This is a genomic window from Algibacter sp. R77976, from assembly GCF_044594645.1.
GTDB lineage: Bacteria > Bacteroidota > Bacteroidia > Flavobacteriales > Flavobacteriaceae > Algibacter_B.
On record NZ_CP138989.1, the window covers coordinates 2730236 to 2747711 of the forward strand.

The 17476-nt window shown below is 33.0% G+C and carries 12 protein-coding genes; 8 read left to right on the forward strand and 4 right to left on the reverse strand.

The annotated features are described in order from the left end of the window. From gap to SJY43_RS11700, 8 genes are all read left to right on the forward strand, one after another. A complete protein-coding gene (gap, locus tag SJY43_RS11665) occupies window positions 1-1005 on the forward strand; it encodes a type I glyceraldehyde-3-phosphate dehydrogenase (RefSeq protein ID WP_396600919.1) in 1005 nt (334 codons plus the stop codon). Between the two features lie 201 nt (window positions 1006-1206). After that, on the forward strand, window positions 1207-2067 hold the full coding sequence (locus SJY43_RS11670) for an N-acetylglucosamine kinase (protein ID WP_396600920.1): 861 nt from the start codon (window positions 1207-1209) through the stop codon (window positions 2065-2067). 3 nt (window positions 2068-2070) lie between these two features. After that, entirely contained in the window at window positions 2071-3291 is a 1221-nt protein-coding gene (locus SJY43_RS11675) for an ATP-binding cassette domain-containing protein (protein WP_396600921.1), read from the forward strand. 156 nt (window positions 3292-3447) lie between these two features. After that, window positions 3448-5520 carry a hypothetical protein gene (locus SJY43_RS11680; protein ID WP_396600922.1) on the forward strand — a complete coding sequence of 691 codons (2073 nt, stop codon included), beginning with the start codon at window positions 3448-3450 and terminating at the stop codon, window positions 5518-5520. A 277-nt stretch (window positions 5521-5797) separates the two neighbouring features. After that, window positions 5798-7036, forward strand: a complete 1239-nt coding sequence (locus SJY43_RS11685; RefSeq protein WP_396600923.1) for a GIY-YIG nuclease family protein — start codon at window positions 5798-5800, stop codon at window positions 7034-7036. 345 nt (window positions 7037-7381) lie between these two features. Next, a complete protein-coding gene (locus SJY43_RS11690; protein WP_396600924.1) occupies window positions 7382-7939 on the forward strand; it encodes an REP-associated tyrosine transposase in 558 nt (185 codons plus the stop codon). Window positions 7940-8093: 154 nt separating this feature from the next. Beyond that, window positions 8094-8252, forward strand: a complete 159-nt coding sequence (locus SJY43_RS11695; protein ID WP_396600925.1) for a hypothetical protein — start codon at window positions 8094-8096, stop codon at window positions 8250-8252. A gap of 40 nt (window positions 8253-8292) precedes the next feature. Then, window positions 8293-9012 (forward strand): suppressor of fused domain protein, encoded by a 720-nt coding sequence (locus tag SJY43_RS11700; RefSeq protein WP_396600926.1) that lies wholly within the window; start codon window positions 8293-8295, stop codon window positions 9010-9012. Window positions 9013-9026: 14 nt separating this feature from the next. Here SJY43_RS11700 and SJY43_RS11705 read toward each other — a convergent pair whose 3' ends face one another. The 4 genes from SJY43_RS11705 to SJY43_RS11720 form a co-directional block, all read right to left on the reverse strand. Further along, the gene (locus SJY43_RS11705; RefSeq protein ID WP_396600927.1) at window positions 9027-9917 is read right to left on the reverse strand and encodes a transglutaminase N-terminal domain-containing protein; all 891 of its coding nucleotides are present in this window, start codon (window positions 9915-9917) and stop codon (window positions 9027-9029) included. A 1-nt stretch (window position 9918) separates the two neighbouring features. Further along, window positions 9919-12480 carry a circularly permuted type 2 ATP-grasp protein gene (locus SJY43_RS11710; protein WP_396600928.1) on the reverse strand — a complete coding sequence of 854 codons (2562 nt, stop codon included), beginning with the start codon at window positions 12478-12480 and terminating at the stop codon, window positions 9919-9921. A gap of 275 nt (window positions 12481-12755) precedes the next feature. Next, on the reverse strand, window positions 12756-16082 hold the full coding sequence (locus SJY43_RS11715) for a DUF2126 domain-containing protein (protein ID WP_396600929.1): 3327 nt from the start codon (window positions 16080-16082) through the stop codon (window positions 12756-12758). Window positions 16083-16279: 197 nt separating this feature from the next. Then, complete coding sequence (locus SJY43_RS11720) at window positions 16280-17320, reverse strand: GMP reductase (protein WP_396600930.1); 1041 nt, start codon at window positions 17318-17320, stop codon at window positions 16280-16282. Between the last annotated feature and the right edge of the window lie 156 nt (window positions 17321-17476).

Below are 17476 nucleotides of genomic sequence, written 5' to 3' on the forward strand. Positions count from 1 at the left end.
ATGTCAAAATTAAAAATTGGAATTAACGGATTTGGTAGAATAGGTAGAATTGCCTTTAGAGTAGCAGCTTCTAGATCAAATGATATTGAAGTAGTAGGGATTAATGATTTATTAGATGTAGATCATTTAGCTTACTTATTAAAGTATGATTCTGTTCACGGACAGTTTGATGGAACTATCGACACTAAAGATGGTAACTTAATTGTAAACGGAAACACAATTAGAGTAACTGCAGAACGTAACCCAGAAGATTTAAAATGGGATGCTGTAGGAGCAGACGTTGTTTTAGATTGTACAGGTATCTTCACAACTTTAGAAGGTGCAGGTAAACACATTAAAGCTGGAGCTAAGAAGGTTGCAATTTCTGCACCATCTGCTGATGCACCAATGTTCGTTATGGGTGTAAACCATAAAGATATTACTGCTGCAAATACAATTGTATCTAACGCATCTTGTACTACTAACTGTTTAGCGCCATTAGCTAAAGTAATTCACGATAAATTCGGAATCGCTGAAGGTTTAATGACAACAGTTCACGCTGCAACGGCAACACAATCTACTGTAGATGGTGTTTCTAAAAAAGATTACAGATTAGGACGTGCTTCTTTAAACAACATTGTACCTGCTTCAACTGGAGCGGCTAAAGCTGTTGGAAAAGTAATTCCTTCTTTAAACGGTATCTTAACTGGTATGGCTTTTAGAATTCCTACTGTAGATGTATCTGTTGTAGATTTAACTTGTCGTTTAGAAAAACCAGCGCCATGGGCTGAAGTTAAAGCTGCTTTAAAAGAAGCTTCTGAAGGTGAATTAGCTGGTGTATTAGGTTATACTGAAGAAGGTGTTGTATCTCAAGATTTCGTATCTGAGCCTAAAACAAGTACTTTCGATGCTAATGCTAGTATGGCATTAAATGATGGTTTTGTAAAATTAGTTTCTTGGTATGATAACGAGTTTGGTTATTCAACTAAATTAGTTGACTTAGCGCAACATATCGGAGCTCTTTAATAAATTATTTATAAATTTCCACAGCGTTATTCTTTTGAATAATGCTGTGGTTTTTTTAGTTTAAATCTATTTTGTTTTTTTAAATGAAAACAGAATAGCTAGTTAAACAAATCTCGTTGCATATCGGGATCTCATTTTAGCGTTTCGTTTTCAAATAAAACGTATTTAGCGTAACGTTAATAACACTTTAATTCAAAACTTATGATTTTAATTGTTGATAGCGGTTCTACCAAATCAGATTGGTTAGCAGTAGATAAAAACGGAAATAAATTAATGGACAAAATCCGTACTAAAGGATTAAATCCAGCCATTTTATCTGAGAAAAAGCTTAAAAAATTAATTAAGAAAAGTAAAGAATTAAAATCTAATGCCGAAGTCGTAACACACGTGTTTTTCTACGGAGCAGGTTGCGGTACAGATAATGCTAGAGACTTATTAAGTGGTGTATTAAAAGAAATATTTACTAATGCCCATGTAGAAGTAAACGAAGATACGTTGGCTGCCGTTTATGCAACCATTAACGACCCAAAAGAAGCCGCTGTGGTTTGTATTATGGGTACAGGATCTAACTGTAGCTATTATGATGGCGAAAAATTACACCAACGTGTAATATCACTTGGTTACACATTAATGGATGATGCTTCTGGTAATTATTACGGTAAGCAACTTATTAAAGATTATTATTTTAATCACATGCCAGAAAATGTTCGCATAGCCTTTGGAGCTAAGTATAACATGGATGCCGATTTTATAAAATACAATCTCTACAAACAACCTAGTCCTAATGCATACTTAGCAAATTTTGCAGAATTTATGTTTTTGCATAAAGATTCAGAATATACCATTAATCTTATTAAAAAGGGGATTAGAGAATTTGCAACAAATATGATTATGCAGTACAAAGAAGAACTTAAAACCGTTCCCGTACATTTTGCAGGGTCTATTGCCTTTTTTGCACAAAAAGAAATTAAAGAAGTAGCAGAAGAGATGGGCTTTAAAGTTGGAAATTTCGAGCGCAGACCTATTGATGGTTTAGTGCCTTTCCATACTAAAAACCTGTAAAACATGCTTGTGCCTAAGCATAAAGCATTTTACATTTCTAATACAGAGAATAAAAAACAACTTCTCAAAAATATTACCTCAGGGTTATGGTTTAAAGACCTTAACACACTTAAAGGTGCTGTGTTTTCAGATGTTACGGTGAATGCCTTTATAGAAGAAGAAACACGTCACGGGCATTTTGATGTGCAAACCACTACCAAAAACAGTCTTAAAAACTCGTCTGAAGGCGAACGCAAACGGGCTTTACTAAATCATATTTTAAAATCTAATCCAGAATACCTGGTTTTAGACAATGTTTTCGATTGTTTAGATGTGGAAGCACAATCTAAAATTGAAACTACACTTGCCCAATTAAGCGAACACACACAAATTATCCAGATTGCAACACGTAAACGTGATATTTTTGCGTTTATTGATGCTGTTTATGTTTTAGAAGCTGGCGAACCAAAATTGTACGTCGAAACTAATAAAACAGACACTAAAACCTTCACAGAAGAATTACCACAACCTTATGAAACCGAAAGGGAAACCTTTAACCCGTTAATTAAACTCAACAAAGTATCGGTGAGTTATGGTGAACGCCCAATTATCAATAACATTACTTGGCAAATTAAGCCGGGAGAATTCTGGCAGCTTATTGGCCCAAATGGTTCCGGAAAAAGTACCATTCTATCTTTAATTTCTGGCGATAACCCAAAAGGCTATATGGCAGATATGATCCTGTTTGGCATTAAAAAAGGGAGTGGCGAAACCGTTTGGGATATTAAAAAACATATTGGGTTTTACACCTCAGAAATGTTACGCGGTTTTAAACGCCGAGATACCATAGAAAGTATGATTATTTCTGGTTTTGTAGATTCTGTAGGGCTTTACAGTTACCCAACCGATATGCAAATTACTATGGCACACCAATGGTTAACGCTTTTAAACATGCTGCATATAAAGGATAAAAGCTTCCAGTTTTTATCTAACGGACATAAACGTTTGGTGCTTATTGCTAGAGCGATGGTAAAACACCCACCATTACTTATTTTAGACGAACCTACAAACGGATTAGACGATGCCGATGCCAAACTCTTCTCAGAATTGGTAAATAAAATAGCCCAAGAAAGCGAAACTGCTATTATTTATGTATCGCACAGAAAAGAGGACTTTATTAAACCCGATTTTATTTTTGAGCTTACCCCAAACCAAAATGGGTCTGTAGGTAATAAGGTAGGTTAGCAGTAGTATTTGTAGTTCTTCGATTATAGTTTTTCCTACAGCATTTGTTTTTTATATTTAGTGACTTTAAATGCGCTTATTCTGATTTTATTGATTTGAACTGTGTGCCACCGTCGTTTTGTAAAAAGTTAGAAACAAAGCAAAAAAACAAACTGAATGAACAAACAAAAAGCTTTAACATATAGCCTTTTAGCCCATATTAGAACATCTTCATCTTTAGTAAAAGGACCTTTAGATATTTTTGTTCCATTAATTAAAAGAGTCATTTCTAAAATGAATGACGAAAACATTTTTAGTGGTAAATCTATTTCCGAAATTAAAGTTTATTCTGATAAATTATACAACCTTGATTTTCCAATTCCAGTAATCGAAAAAATATTAAGGAAAATTGCTATCGAAATTAACACCAATGGGAACACTTTTTTCGAATTGTATCAAGATAAATCTTTTGCAATAAAAGGATACTTTTTTACTGAATTTGAAGAAGATGTTAGGAAGCATAAAGTTGAAATAGATAATCTTGAAAAACTTTTTAATGATTTTATTAATACTACAGATAACGACGAAATTAATGATAAATCCATTTTTAGTTTTATAGAAAAGAATAAGCATTCTCTTTCCAAATATTTATCTAATAAGCCATATTTAAACGGAGAGGATTATTCTGTTGAGGCGCAATTCGTTGATTTTTTTAAAAACATAACACCTGTATACGAATTAATAAAAGAAATATATTTAGGTTCAATATTAGCAGGCTATATAGAATTTGAACCAACAAGTGCAAAAATGAATGTTGAATTGTTATTAGATACCAATTTTATTATTGGTCTTTTAGACTTGAATACTTCAGAATCAACACACACTTGTAAAACCCTTTTGAAAATTGCTACGGCTCAAGGTTATACTTGCAAAATTTTATTGGATACTATTGAGGAAACGAAAGCCTTATTACAAGCAAAGTCTATACATTTCAATAATTCCTTTCTTCAAAAAAAAATTAATCCAGAAGATATATATAACGCTTGTGAAAGAAGGAATTTAACAAATGTAGATTTAGAAAGAATATCTGATAACTTAGAATCAGAATTATCAAAGTACAAAATATTTACGCTTTTTGATACACGCAAATTATTAAATAAAGCCAAATATAGTGATGAATACAAAGTACTAAAAGTTAGAAGAAATACTGATAAAGCTGCTCTACACGATGCTGCAGCGATAATTTATGTAAAAGAAAAACGAAAAAAAGATATTTACCAATTCGAAAAAGTAAATTGCTGGTTTGTAAACAATGCTTTTTTTAGAGAAAATCAATACGCATATAATCCTAATGGAAAGCAACCTGAAATAATTAGAGCAGATGATTTATTAAATATTCTTTGGTTAAGTAACCCACAATCACAAGTAGATATTTCAGCAGAACAAATTGTTGATATAGGAATGTCATCATTAATATCTTTAACATTGAACCAATCGTTACCTAAATCTTCTATAATTCGAGAATTAGATGATAATATTCACAAATACGGTGATAAAGAAATAAGTGATTCAGATATCATTAGAATTGCCACACGGATTACAAGTAAGCAACTCAAAAATGTAGATGAATTAAATCAACTTGCTGAAAACGATAAAAAAGAATTCGTTAATAGATTACAACAAGAAGCTAATAAGCAAAAAGAAACAGAGAGCAAAAGGCTTAAAATGCTTGAAGCTGCTGTTAAAGAATTAAATAGCCGAACATCCAATATAAAAGTTGTAGAACAGGAATTTATAGTTAAAGAAAATGAGAAAAATTCTAAAATATCATCACTCCTTACCACAACGACTAACCAAACTAACGAGATTGAGAATTTAAAAAATAAACTTTTAAATGAGCAGAATTCTAAACGTGCTGATTTAAGAGAAAAATTTTATGCTAAAAAAATTGGTAGATGGCGTTTAAGAAGTTGGATAGAAGTTGTCTTATCTATTTTATTAGTATTGATACCTTTTCTTTATTTATGCCTTCAGTCAAATTGGATTGGTAGCGAAATAATTGATACAATTGTAAAATTTAAGAGAGATTTTTGGATAAGTATAATAATAACAATATTCGGGTTTATTTTTTCTAAAATATCGTTACCAACTCTTGTGGGTAAATATCGAAGTTATTCTAATATTGAAAATTTTAAGAAAGGATTAAAAGTACCGGATGAATACAAACATCTGGATAAGCCTAGTACCTGACAATGTTGGTTAGCACGAGTGTCTCACTAGTACCTTTTAAGTTAAAAGTATAAACTTTTAAAACTAATTTAGCAACCTAAAAAAGCCTCCGCTAACGATAGTGTCTTGATCGTGATGGCAAGATTAAGATAAGTATTAAAAATAATTGAACAAGGACTATCGGTATAAGTAAAATTGCTTGTTATCGAATACTTCTGAAAGTTTTATTAAGTTTTCAATGCGGTTTGTATTTGCTTAGCTATGCTACCAACCACGTATAAAATTGATATAAATAATTGTGAAAAAAGGGTTAAACAAAAAAACATATTACGTTTATGGATTAATCGATCCCAGAAATAATCAATATTTTTATATTGGAAAGGGAAAGGGAAAAAGATATTTATCTCATCTAAAACCAAACAAATTAGACTTTAATTCTAGTAAATTGAATAGAATTAAAGAAATTCAAAACTCAGGTTTTCAAGTAAAATTTGATATTTTATTTCCATATCTGGAAGAAGAAACCGCCTTTGAACTTGAACGTCTAATTATATATAAATTAGGAAGAGAAGTATTGAATGAAGGAATATTAACGAACCTTACTCCGGGAGGTAATTGGAAGCCAAAAGATCCCATGTTTTATTCAAAAGATTTTAATACTGATTTTGATTTGATAAAACTTGATTTCGTTGCTCAACAAAAATTTCAAGAAATTCCAAATCTTTCACAATTCAATTATCTGAACACTCCAAATAAAGAGCAAAAGATTTATAAATATGATTACAAAGGAAATTTCGAACTTGAAAACTCACTTGATGATTTTTGTTCTAATGGACTAAGAGGTTTTGAAATAAATATGCTTAAGGCTTTACGTGAAAATGATTTTCCGATATATTCTGGTGGTATTTATTCAAAATATTTTTTTGAAAACATATATATATCAGATAAAATACCATATTCAAAATTTGATATAATTGATGAAAGTTTTAATCTTGAATTTGATAAAAAATATAATATTTCGCAAAAGTTCAATTTGGATTGTACAATTGAAGGAGTTTTAAGGAATAGAGTTGAGAGAAACAAGAATATAATAACAATGACCTCTTATTATCCCTCAGGAATTAAAAAATCTTTTAATAAAACAAAAGATGGAAAACTTTTTGAATTGGCCTGTGAATGGTATGAAAATGGGAATTTAAGTGTTCGTCAAATTATAAAAGATAATAGTTCTGAGTATGCTAGTTTTTATAAAAATGGTCAAAAACAGACTGAAATTATTACTCAAAATGAAAAAGAGACTTACACCAGTTGGTTTGAAAATGGAAATAAAGAATCTGAATTAATACATGGTACGGGATATATATATTATGATGAGTTAGGAAATAAAATAAGAGTTGAAGCAATTAATGAAGGGCGTGAATTTTTATCTTATCTTAAAGAAAGTGAAGACGATTTTGAGGTTAAGTTAAAAGAAAAAGAAGATGCAGAATTAGATTGGCTTAAATATGTTAATGAAATGAATAAGCTAAATGAATAATGATAGTCGCCCCGCTACCGCTAGTATTTACTAGTGGCGGTAAGAGTAAGAAATAAATATAAGGAAAGCTTCTATGGCAATGTAGGGCTTTTTTGTTATAAATAGTTTAGTCAGTTTGTGGCCACTAAGCGCAGCTTAGCGGTAGCAATTTAATTAGCGATGATTAAAATAACTGAATGGTTTGGAGTTGAAAAAAAGTCAAACCGTGGCGGTAAGAGTAAGAAATAAATATAAGGAAAGCTTTTATGTCAATGTAGGGCTTTATTGTTATAAAGAGTTTATTCAGTTTGCGGCCACTAAGCACAGCTTAGCGGTAGCAATTATAATATTTATTATATTAGTTGTATGAGCAGAAACTATAAATTTCATAACAAGTCAGGTTTATATTTTGTATCATTTGCTACTGTAAATTGGATTGATGTTTTTACAAGACAAATTTACTTAAAAGTTTTAGCAGAAAGTATAGACTTTTGTAGAGCAAAAAAAGGGTTGGAACTGTATGCTTATTGTTTTATGCCAAGTCATGTTCATTTAATCTTTAGGTCTGCAAGCTTGCAACCATCAGAATTACTTCGAGATTTTAAAAGGCACACGGCTAAAAAACTAATTGAAACTATAGAAAATAACCCACAAGAAAGCAGAAAAGAATGGCTATTATGGATGTTTGAACGTGCAGGAAAAAGGAACGCAACAACAAGTAAATACCAATTTTGGCAGCATCACAATAAACCTATAGAATTATGGAGTGAAAAAGTCATCAAACAGAAAATAGATTATATACATAACAACCCTGTTGAAAGTGGTTTTGTAACAAACTCTGTTGATTGGAAATATTCAAGTGCCAGAAATTTTCAAGACGACAACACAGTCTTAACCATAGATGATATAGGGTTTTTTGGTTGATTTGTTTGTAAACAATGATGGTGCTCGTTACAAACAAGCGCTAAAGAAAGCAAGACTGTTGCTCGTACCATTGAGTTAAAAAGCATTAACTTTTTAGACCAAATAGTAATCTTAAAAAGCCTATAACGAATCATAAATTATCAAATAAATACAAATGAAGACATTATTTAAACTAAAACACATTATCATATTAGCAAGTATTACCTTAAGCTTAATTTCTTGTACCGACGAGGATGGCGGTTGTGAAACAGAAACAGTTTGTTTTGGTGATGGCAATTGTATTGAAAAACCAATAGAAGGCACTTGTTTTTAAGAAACCCTCGCTAACTAAAGTTTAGTTAAATTTAAAATAAATGGAAAAATCAGAATCAGGTTCACCAATTTATCGCTATAAAGATTCAGACTTAAATAAATTTGAAGGCGCATCTGGAGAACCTTCAATAGAAGAAATATCAGACCATATTGAAAAACATATTGGTGACATTCACATGGTTTTTCATGAATTAATATCCGACCAGGTTCATATTGATGTACATTGGGTAAAACCAACAGAAGAAAAGCCTTTCCATACCTTAGTTACCTCTGGAATGAGTGACAAGCCAATGCATACTCCTGAAGATGTAGAGCATCGTAAATTTGCAGAATTGTCTATATGTTTGCCTGCAGATTGGAAAGTTTCTGAGACTGCCTTTAAAGATGAAAAATACTATTGGCCTATTAGATGGTTAAAATACCTTGCTAGATTCCCGCATGAGCTTAATACTTGGTTAAGTTTTGGACACACCATTCCTAATGGAGATCCTGCTCAACCTTTTTTTAAAAATACTGAATTAAGCTCAATAATTTTATTGCCTTCAGTTGTTTTGGGAGATGGTTTTCATACGCTAGAACTTGAAAACAAATCGATTGATTTTTATTCCCTTATACCATTATATAATGAAGAATTGAATCTGAAAATGAGAAAAGGGGTTGATGCTCTTTTTGATGGATTTGATAAATATGAAGTATCTGATATTCTTATTTTAGATAGACCAAACACGGCCAAACGGAAAAAATTATTTGGGCTATTTTAGTTTCGAGATTTCTTTTAAACTGCAGGTCTAATATCTACTTCAACTTTCATTTTGTTTTTTCCAGAGCTATAAATCACACCTTTTAGAGGAGGCACATCATAATAATCGCGCCCATAAGCCACAATAATATGCTGGTTTTTGGGTATTTGGTTATTTGTTGGGTCGAAATCTACCCATCCAAAGGTTGGGATATAAATAGAAAACCAAGCATGTGAGGCATCGGTTCCTATTAATTTTTCTTTTCCTGGAGGCGGAAGTGTTTCAATATAACCACTTACGTAACGGGCTGGTAAACCAACCGCACGTGCACAAGCAATAGCTATTTGTGCAAAATCTTGACAAACCCCTTTTTTCTCAATAATAACTTCATGAATAGGGGTAGCCACATTGGTAACGTTTGGATTGAATTCAAAATCGTTAAAAATACGCTCCATCAATTCGTAAGCAGCTTCAAAAATTGACCGATTCGGTTTAAAAGATTCTTCGGCGTAAGCCCTAATTTCAGACGAAATATTTGCAATTAAAACCGACTCTAAAGTAAATTGAGTAACATCTAATAGTGCTGTGCTTTCAGACTTTAATAATGCTAAAGCTTCAATTAAATTAATACGTTTTCCGCTTTGTGATTTATAAATATCGGGTTCTATAGTATAGTCCCTAAGAATTTTGCTAGATGCCGTTACTTTTAATGTTTTATGATGTTCTTGTATCGAAAAACGTGTAATGGTATTTCCAAAAAAGTCTAATTTCTCGGAGAATTCCGTAGGCGTAGGGCTAATGTCTAATTTATAATCGACTACGGTTTGACCCAACATATTTTTGGGTTTTATAGTGGCTATGTTATGACAAAAGGTAACACCAAATTGATATTTATAGCTGGTGGTATGTGATATTTGATATAACATATTAAGTTAATGGGAAGTTTTGATTAATCAATTGGTTTTGCGTGTACGAATGATTAAAATACGTATTGGAAACCTCCATTGATGTTTCGTGTAATAAATTACTAATATCTGCTAAAGCATCATCTAAATCTTGTCTTAAAGACGCATCTTTATTTAACACGATAAGTTTTTCAATGCATAAACTTTCCATTTTAGCATGCGCTTTCATAATGCGTTCTTTACATGCGGCAACTGTATTAGACCCTTCAGAATAAGGTAGTTTATTAATGTCTTTTTCTATTCGATTAATTTTGTATGCTAATGATTTTGCATATTCGGTATCAACAAGCATTAATTTAATTACGTTTTCTACACTTAAATAAGAACGGTAACTATACCTGTAAATGTTTAGACTTTCGCTACTGTTTAATAGTGCTTCTAAGATTTCATACTGTACTTGTTCTTCGTAGTTAATAACAAGTAAGGATCGGCATTTTTCAACATGCATCATAGACTGCTCGGTTTGTAAACCAATAAAATAAAGTAGTAAACCTTGGTTTACTAAAATACTTTCTTCTATTAGCGCCATAAAAGCAATTAAACGCGTAATGATGCGATCTAAGAATTTAATAAGTTTATTTATTGAGAAATCTTCTGATTCTTTAAAAGTTCGCCATTGTTTTTTAATACCATCAAACACACGCCACATATCTTTAGACCATAAACTTCTTAAAGAATAATAGGCGTTGTTAAAGCTGTTCATGGTTTGTGCTAAACTCCCTATACGGCTATCGTCTCGTATTAGTGACAAAATTTCTTTTAAAGGATCTTTTAAAAGTTCTTCTGAACCTTTACCGATAAAACCAGGAAAAGTAGATGTTATATTTGTGATGGATTGGTATAAAATAATTAAAGTTTCAGAATCTGATTTACGTGTATTAGACTGTTCCTCATTCATTCTATTAAGCACGACTCTTAAATAACGTGCCGTTATTAAGGAGCGCCCAAGGTAACGTCCAGACCAAAATAAGTTTTCGGCAGTATTACTTGATAAATCATTAATATCTGAAAAGGTGTTGTTAGAAGATGATTCCCATGAATAATTACGCAACGGGCTTTCTGTTTGATCTGAAACCACCCAAAAATCTTTACTAATACCACCGCGTTGGTTGGATACAAATATTTCTTCACGTTCTGCAGCCACACGTACTAAACCACCTGGCATTACACTATAACTATCATTTTTTGCAATAGCAAAGGTTCTACAAGATACTTTTCGTGGTTCTAATTTGTCTTCAGAAAAACTTGGCGCTGTTGAGAACGATATTTTTTCTTGCGCCACAAACTGGTAGGGTGCAAGTAGTATTTCTTTTTCTAATGCTTTTAGAGCATCTTCGTCTAGAAACTCACAGAAGAAAATATGTTCTCTGCTAGAACGATCTATTCGTTTAACTACTAAATCTTTTAAGTGACTTAATACATATTCGCGTTCTTTTTTTTGTCCGCACCACCACGAGGCTATTTGCGGAAGTATTAAATCTTCATTGAAATAATACTTACAAATGGCATTCATAAACGGAATTAATCCAGCATTATCTAAAATACCAGAGCCAATAGGGTTTACAATAGCAACTTGCTGCTCGCGAACTACTTCTAGTAATCCTGCGACACCTAGATATGAATCTTCTCTTAATTCTAAAGGATCCATAAAAGCATCGTCTACGCGGCGTAATACAACATCGACTTGTTTTAGCTTTTTAAGTGTTTTTAACCAGAGCTTTCCGTTTCTAACAACCAAATCGCTACCCATTACTAATGGATATCCTAAAAAGGATGCTAAATAAGTATGTTCAAAATAAGTTTCGTTATGCGGGCCAGGTGTTAAAATTACAATGTTAGGATTGCTTTTATTTTGTGGTGCCGCATCTAATAACATTTGTTTTAAATCGTTAAAAAAACCTAATGGTTGTTTAACATTAATGTTTTCGAAAATATTTGGTACCACTCGGTTAAGTGCATATCTGTTTTCTAGTGCGTAACCCATTCCAGATGGCGCTTGCGTACGATCGCTAACCACCCACATACGTCCGTCTGGACCTCGTGCTAAATCTAAAGAGTAGACTTGTAAATTTTTAGAGGTGTTATATTGAATCTGATCGCATTGTCTTAAAAAACCACGATGCGCAAATACAATTTCTTCTGGTAGAATACCTTTTTTTATAAGTTCGCGCTTACCGTAAATATCTTTTAAGATAAGATTTAATAGTTCTGCGCGCTGCTTAATGCCCTTTTCTATAGTAGACTCCCATTCTTTTTGATGAATTATAAAAGGTACTACATTTAAACTCCAAGCGCGATGTAATCCTTTTGGATCGTTGTAAACGTTATAGGTTACACCGTTTTCTTCCATTAACCAATTAACTTCTTCTTGTTTTGATTTTAGGTTTTTATACCCAATATCTGAGAAATTATTCAGTAGTTTTTCCCAATTAGCATTTATAGACATGTCTGGTTTTAAAACCTCGTCATATTCTTTAAATTCAGAGAAATAATTCTGAAATGCTGTATTTGGTTTGTTGGACATTTATATTTTTTAATTTGCAAAATTAATATAAAAAAATGATAATTTCTCTACTAAATTTTGCTTTAAATGTTCTATTGTTTTGTTTGGTTTATGGTGTTTTTTTAAACAGTATTTAATATAATTTTAATAGATATGTTTATAGTTCATCTGAACGATTGCGTTAGGGATAGAACGGCATGTTTAAGCTCCCCGACGATAGGAGGGAGTGAGTAGTGATAGCCCGACCCTTTTTGGGTAACGCCCTGATTTACAAACGATTTATTAAATTTTATATGTTACTTTTTTCTTAAATCTAAAGTATATGGGAATTCGAAATTAATAGGAAGTTCTTTATACTTGAATTTTTTAGAACTTGTTTGCTTTTCGACTTTTGCTGTACTTGGTCCGCCTTGTACGATGTTATCTGGCTCTACAATATCGCCTTGTGTATGACCAAACTCCCAGAAACGGTTGATACGTCTTGATTCTGCTTCGAAACTGTTTACTGGATAACTTTCGTATGAACGGCCTCCTGGATGCGCAACATAATAGGTGCAGCCGCCAATGGAACGTTTATTCCAAGTGTCTACAATATCGAAAACCAAAGGTGTATCTACATCTATAGTTGGGTGTAATGATGAATGCGGATTCCATGCTTTATAGCGTATACCTGCCACAAATTCGCCTTTAACACCTGTGCTGTTTAATTGCACTTTTACGCCGTTACAGGTAAGTACGAAACGCTCTTCTATAAAATGGTTGACTTTAACTTGAATACGCTCTACGGAAGAATCTACATATCTAGCAGTACCGCCACCAGTCATCTCTTCTCCTAAAACATTCCATGGTTCTATTGCAGCACGTAATTCTAAATGGATGTTGTTAATTTCGACCATACCATGAAGTGGGAATCTAAATTCGAAAAACGGATCGAACCAATCGACTTGAAATTTATATCCGGCTCTGTTAAGTTGCTCTACGATATCTTTAATATCTTCTTTTACGTAATGCTCTATCAAAAATTTATCGTGTAATTCTGTACCCCAACGTACTAAATCGTGTTCGTAAGGTTTGTTCCAGAACCAAGCTACAAGTGTACGCACTAATAGGTTTTGCATTAAACTCATTTGCGGATGCGGTGGCATATCGAAAGCACGAAGCTCTAATATACCTAGTCGACCAGATGATGAATCTGGAGAATATAATTTATCGATACAGAATTCTGCACGGTGCGTATTTCCTGTTAAATCGGTTAGTAAATGACGAAATAATCTATCGGTTAGCCAAAACGGTACGTCGCCATCTTTAGGTATTTGGCTAAATGCGATTTCTAGCTCGTATAGGTTTTCCAAGCGGGCTTCGTCTATTCTTGGAGCTTGACTTGTAGCTCCAATAAAGGCCCCAGAAAACAAGTAAGACAGCCCAGGGTGATGTTGCCAAAAGGTTAGTAAACTACGTAATAAACTTGGTTTACGTAACAACGGACTATCGGCAGGTGTTACGCCACCTAACGTTACATGGTTTCCACCACCAGTTCCTGTATGCTTACCATCAAGCATGAATTTTTCGGTTCCTAAACGGGATTGTTTAGCGAGTTCGTATAATGTTAACGTATTATGTGTAAGCTCTTCCCAGTTTTTTGCAGGATGTACGTTTATTTCTATAACTCCAGGGTCTGGAGTAACTTTCATAGACTCGAATCGGTGATCTTTTGGTGGATCGTAACCTTCTAAAACAACAGGTATATTTAGTTTTTTTGCTGTAGCTTCAATAGATGCTATTAAATCTAAATATATTTCAGCAGAATCTAAAGGTGGTAAAAATAAGTGCAACTTATCCTCTCTAATTTCCGCACAAATAGCGGTTCTTATAAAATAAGTGTTTGGTGCAGTTACACCATTGTTTTCGACATCTTCAAAACGTGTTGCTGCTGTTTTTTTAAAGCTTGGTAATCGGCCTTTTAGAGAAAAATTATCTGGATCGAATTTAGGAAATTCGCCATGTTCTGGTTTTCTTATTAATGAATCTAAAGGTAAACGTAATCCAATTGGCGAATTACCAGGAATTAAGAATAAATGGTTTCTCCTAAACGTCCAATCGCTAGTATACCATGTGCCCATCGAGTTATTTAACGGTAATACATAACCAATAGCTTTTGATTTTCCGTCTTTTAGAATGTCCTTTAATTTATTTTTTACGAGTAAGGCACCATCATCTTTTGTAGGGTCAACATCAATAGGTAGTTTGCCCTCTTCCCACATAAAATAAAAAGCATCTTCGTAGGTTGGAATTATAGTTTTATTGGTAATGCCTAAATGTTTTGAAAGAGTTTCTAAGAATAGAATGTCGTCACCTTCTTTTACATTAGGGTTCTCTGAAAATAAAGCTAATAAGTTTTTATTATGCCAAATATTTCTACCATCTTTTCTCCAACATAATTCTATTGACCATCGTGGTAGAGGTTCACCAGGATACCATTTGCCTTGGGCTTGATGTAAAACACCTCCTTTTGCAAACTCATCGTATAATCGTGCAGAATAGTTTTTAGCAAGTTCTCTTTTATGAGGGCCATCGGCATCGGTATTCCATTCCGGCGATTCCATATCGTCAATAGATACAAAAGTAGGCTCGCCTCCCATAGTTAATCTAACATCGCCTTTTTCTAATTGTTTTTCTACTTTAAAACCGAGTTTGTAAATGGCTTTCCATTGTTCTTCAGTATAAGGTTTTGTAACCCTAGGCGATTCGAAAATTCGCTTTACAGAGTTTTCAAATTCAAATTCTGTTTCGCAAACATCAGACATACCAGAAACAGGCGCTGCACTTTCAAATGTAGGTGTACAGGCTAAAGGAATATGACCTTCGCCAGCTAATAAGCCAGATGTGGCATCAAAACCAATCCAACCAGCCCCAGGTAAATACACTTCTGCCCAAGCGTGTAAATCGGTAAAATCTTCTTCAGGGCCAGAAGGGCCATCTAATGATTTTTCATCAGATTTTAGTTGCACTAAATACCCAGATACAAAACGAGCACCAAAACCTAAATGGCGCAAGGTTTGTACAAATAACCATGCATAATCTCTACAAGAACCACTTCTTTTATCGAGTGTTTCTTCACAGGTTTGCACCCCCGGATCCATTCTAATATTATAATTTAAAAACTCATATATTTTTTGATTGATATGAATTAAAAAATAAATGGTTTTTCTAGGTGTATAATCTAAAGTTTTAAGAAAGTCTTTAAGGAGTTTGCCTTCATCTGTAATTTCTAAATAAGGTAGTAACTCTTTTTTTGTTTCTTCTTTATAAGTAAACGGATACTCTTCGGCATACTCTTCAACAAAAAAGTCAAACGGATTTATAGTTTTTAAATCGGCTATAATCTCAACATCAATGGTAAGCTCTTTTGTTTTCTCAGGAAAAATTAAACGCGCCATATAATTTCCAAAAGGATCTTGTTGCCAGTTGAAAAATTGATTTTCGGGTGTAATCTTTATAGAGTAAGCTTCGATAGGCGTTCTGCTATGTGGTGCAGGTCTTAACCTAAAAATATGTGGGGATAATGATACAGACCTATCGTATTTATATTTTGTTTTATGAGAAATTACAATTTTTAATGCCATTGATTGTATTGGATTGGTTTGATATTACAATTTAAGGGTTTTATATTGAGAAATTGCAGAAATACTCTCAGAATTAATATAGATAAATTGCGATTTTAATATTTATAATACAACGAAACTGTTAAATTATTAAATAGACTGGTATTTTTGAGTTAAACAACATGCCTAATAATTAAAAACAATTAAACGCTGCTTACTTATTTGGTATAGATTCTGTTTTCTTGTTCTGCAACGCGTATAAAAGTAGTACGTTTAGTTAATTCTTTTAAACGAGCTGCGCCAACATATGTACAGGTGCTTCTAATACCACCTAAAATATCTTGAAGTGTGTTTTCAACTTTACCACGATAGGGGACTTCTACTGTTTTGCCTTCGCTAGCCCTATAGTCGGCTACGCCACCAACATGTTTATCCATGGCAGTTTCAGAACTCATACCATAAAATTTTCGATACGATTTTCCATTTTTTTCTATGATTTCACCACCACTTTCGTCGTGTCCAGCAAGCATTCCACCAAGCATAACAAAATCTGCTCCAGCACCAAATGCTTTTGCAATATCACCTGGCGTAGTACAACCACCATCACTAATAATTTGTCCGCCTAAACCATGTGCAGCATCGGCACATTCAATAATAGCCGATAGCTGTGGGTAACCAACACCGGTTTTAACACGTGTGGTACAAACAGAACCAGGACCAATACCAACCTTAACAATATCTGCTCCAGAAAGAAGCAGTTCTTCTACCATTTCGCCAGTAACTACATTGCCAGCAATTATAATTTTATCTGGATATTGTGTTCTAGTTTGTTTAACAAAATCTGCAAAATATTCAGAATAGCCATTTGCCACGTCAATACAAATAAATTTTAGTTGAGGATGTTGTGTTAAAATATCTTTAAGTTTTACAGCATCCTGTTTTCCTATACCAGTACTAACGGCTATAAAGTCTTCAATACCTTTAGGTGCATTATTAATAAATGTTTGCCATTCTTTTAAGGTATAATGTTTATGTATGGCCGAGAAAAGCTGGTGTTTTGATAATTCATTTGCCATTTGGAAAGTACCAACAGTATCCATGTTTGCCGCCATAATGGGGATGCCTGACCATACAGTTGAACTATGCAAAAACTTGAATTCGCGTTCTAAGCTTACTTGTTTTCTACTTTTTAATGTAGACCGTTTTGGGCGTATCATTACATCTTTAAACCCTAATTTAATATCATATTCTATGCGCATAATGGAGCTTTCTTTTATTTAAAAATTTAAAACTTTAAATTTAACTAAATTCAAAATAAAGTTAAGGTTTAATATTAAATAATACTTTTGTTAAATCGTTTAATTATAAATAAGTTTGTTAAAAGCAATATTGAATGAAGATTTTCCCTAAATCTA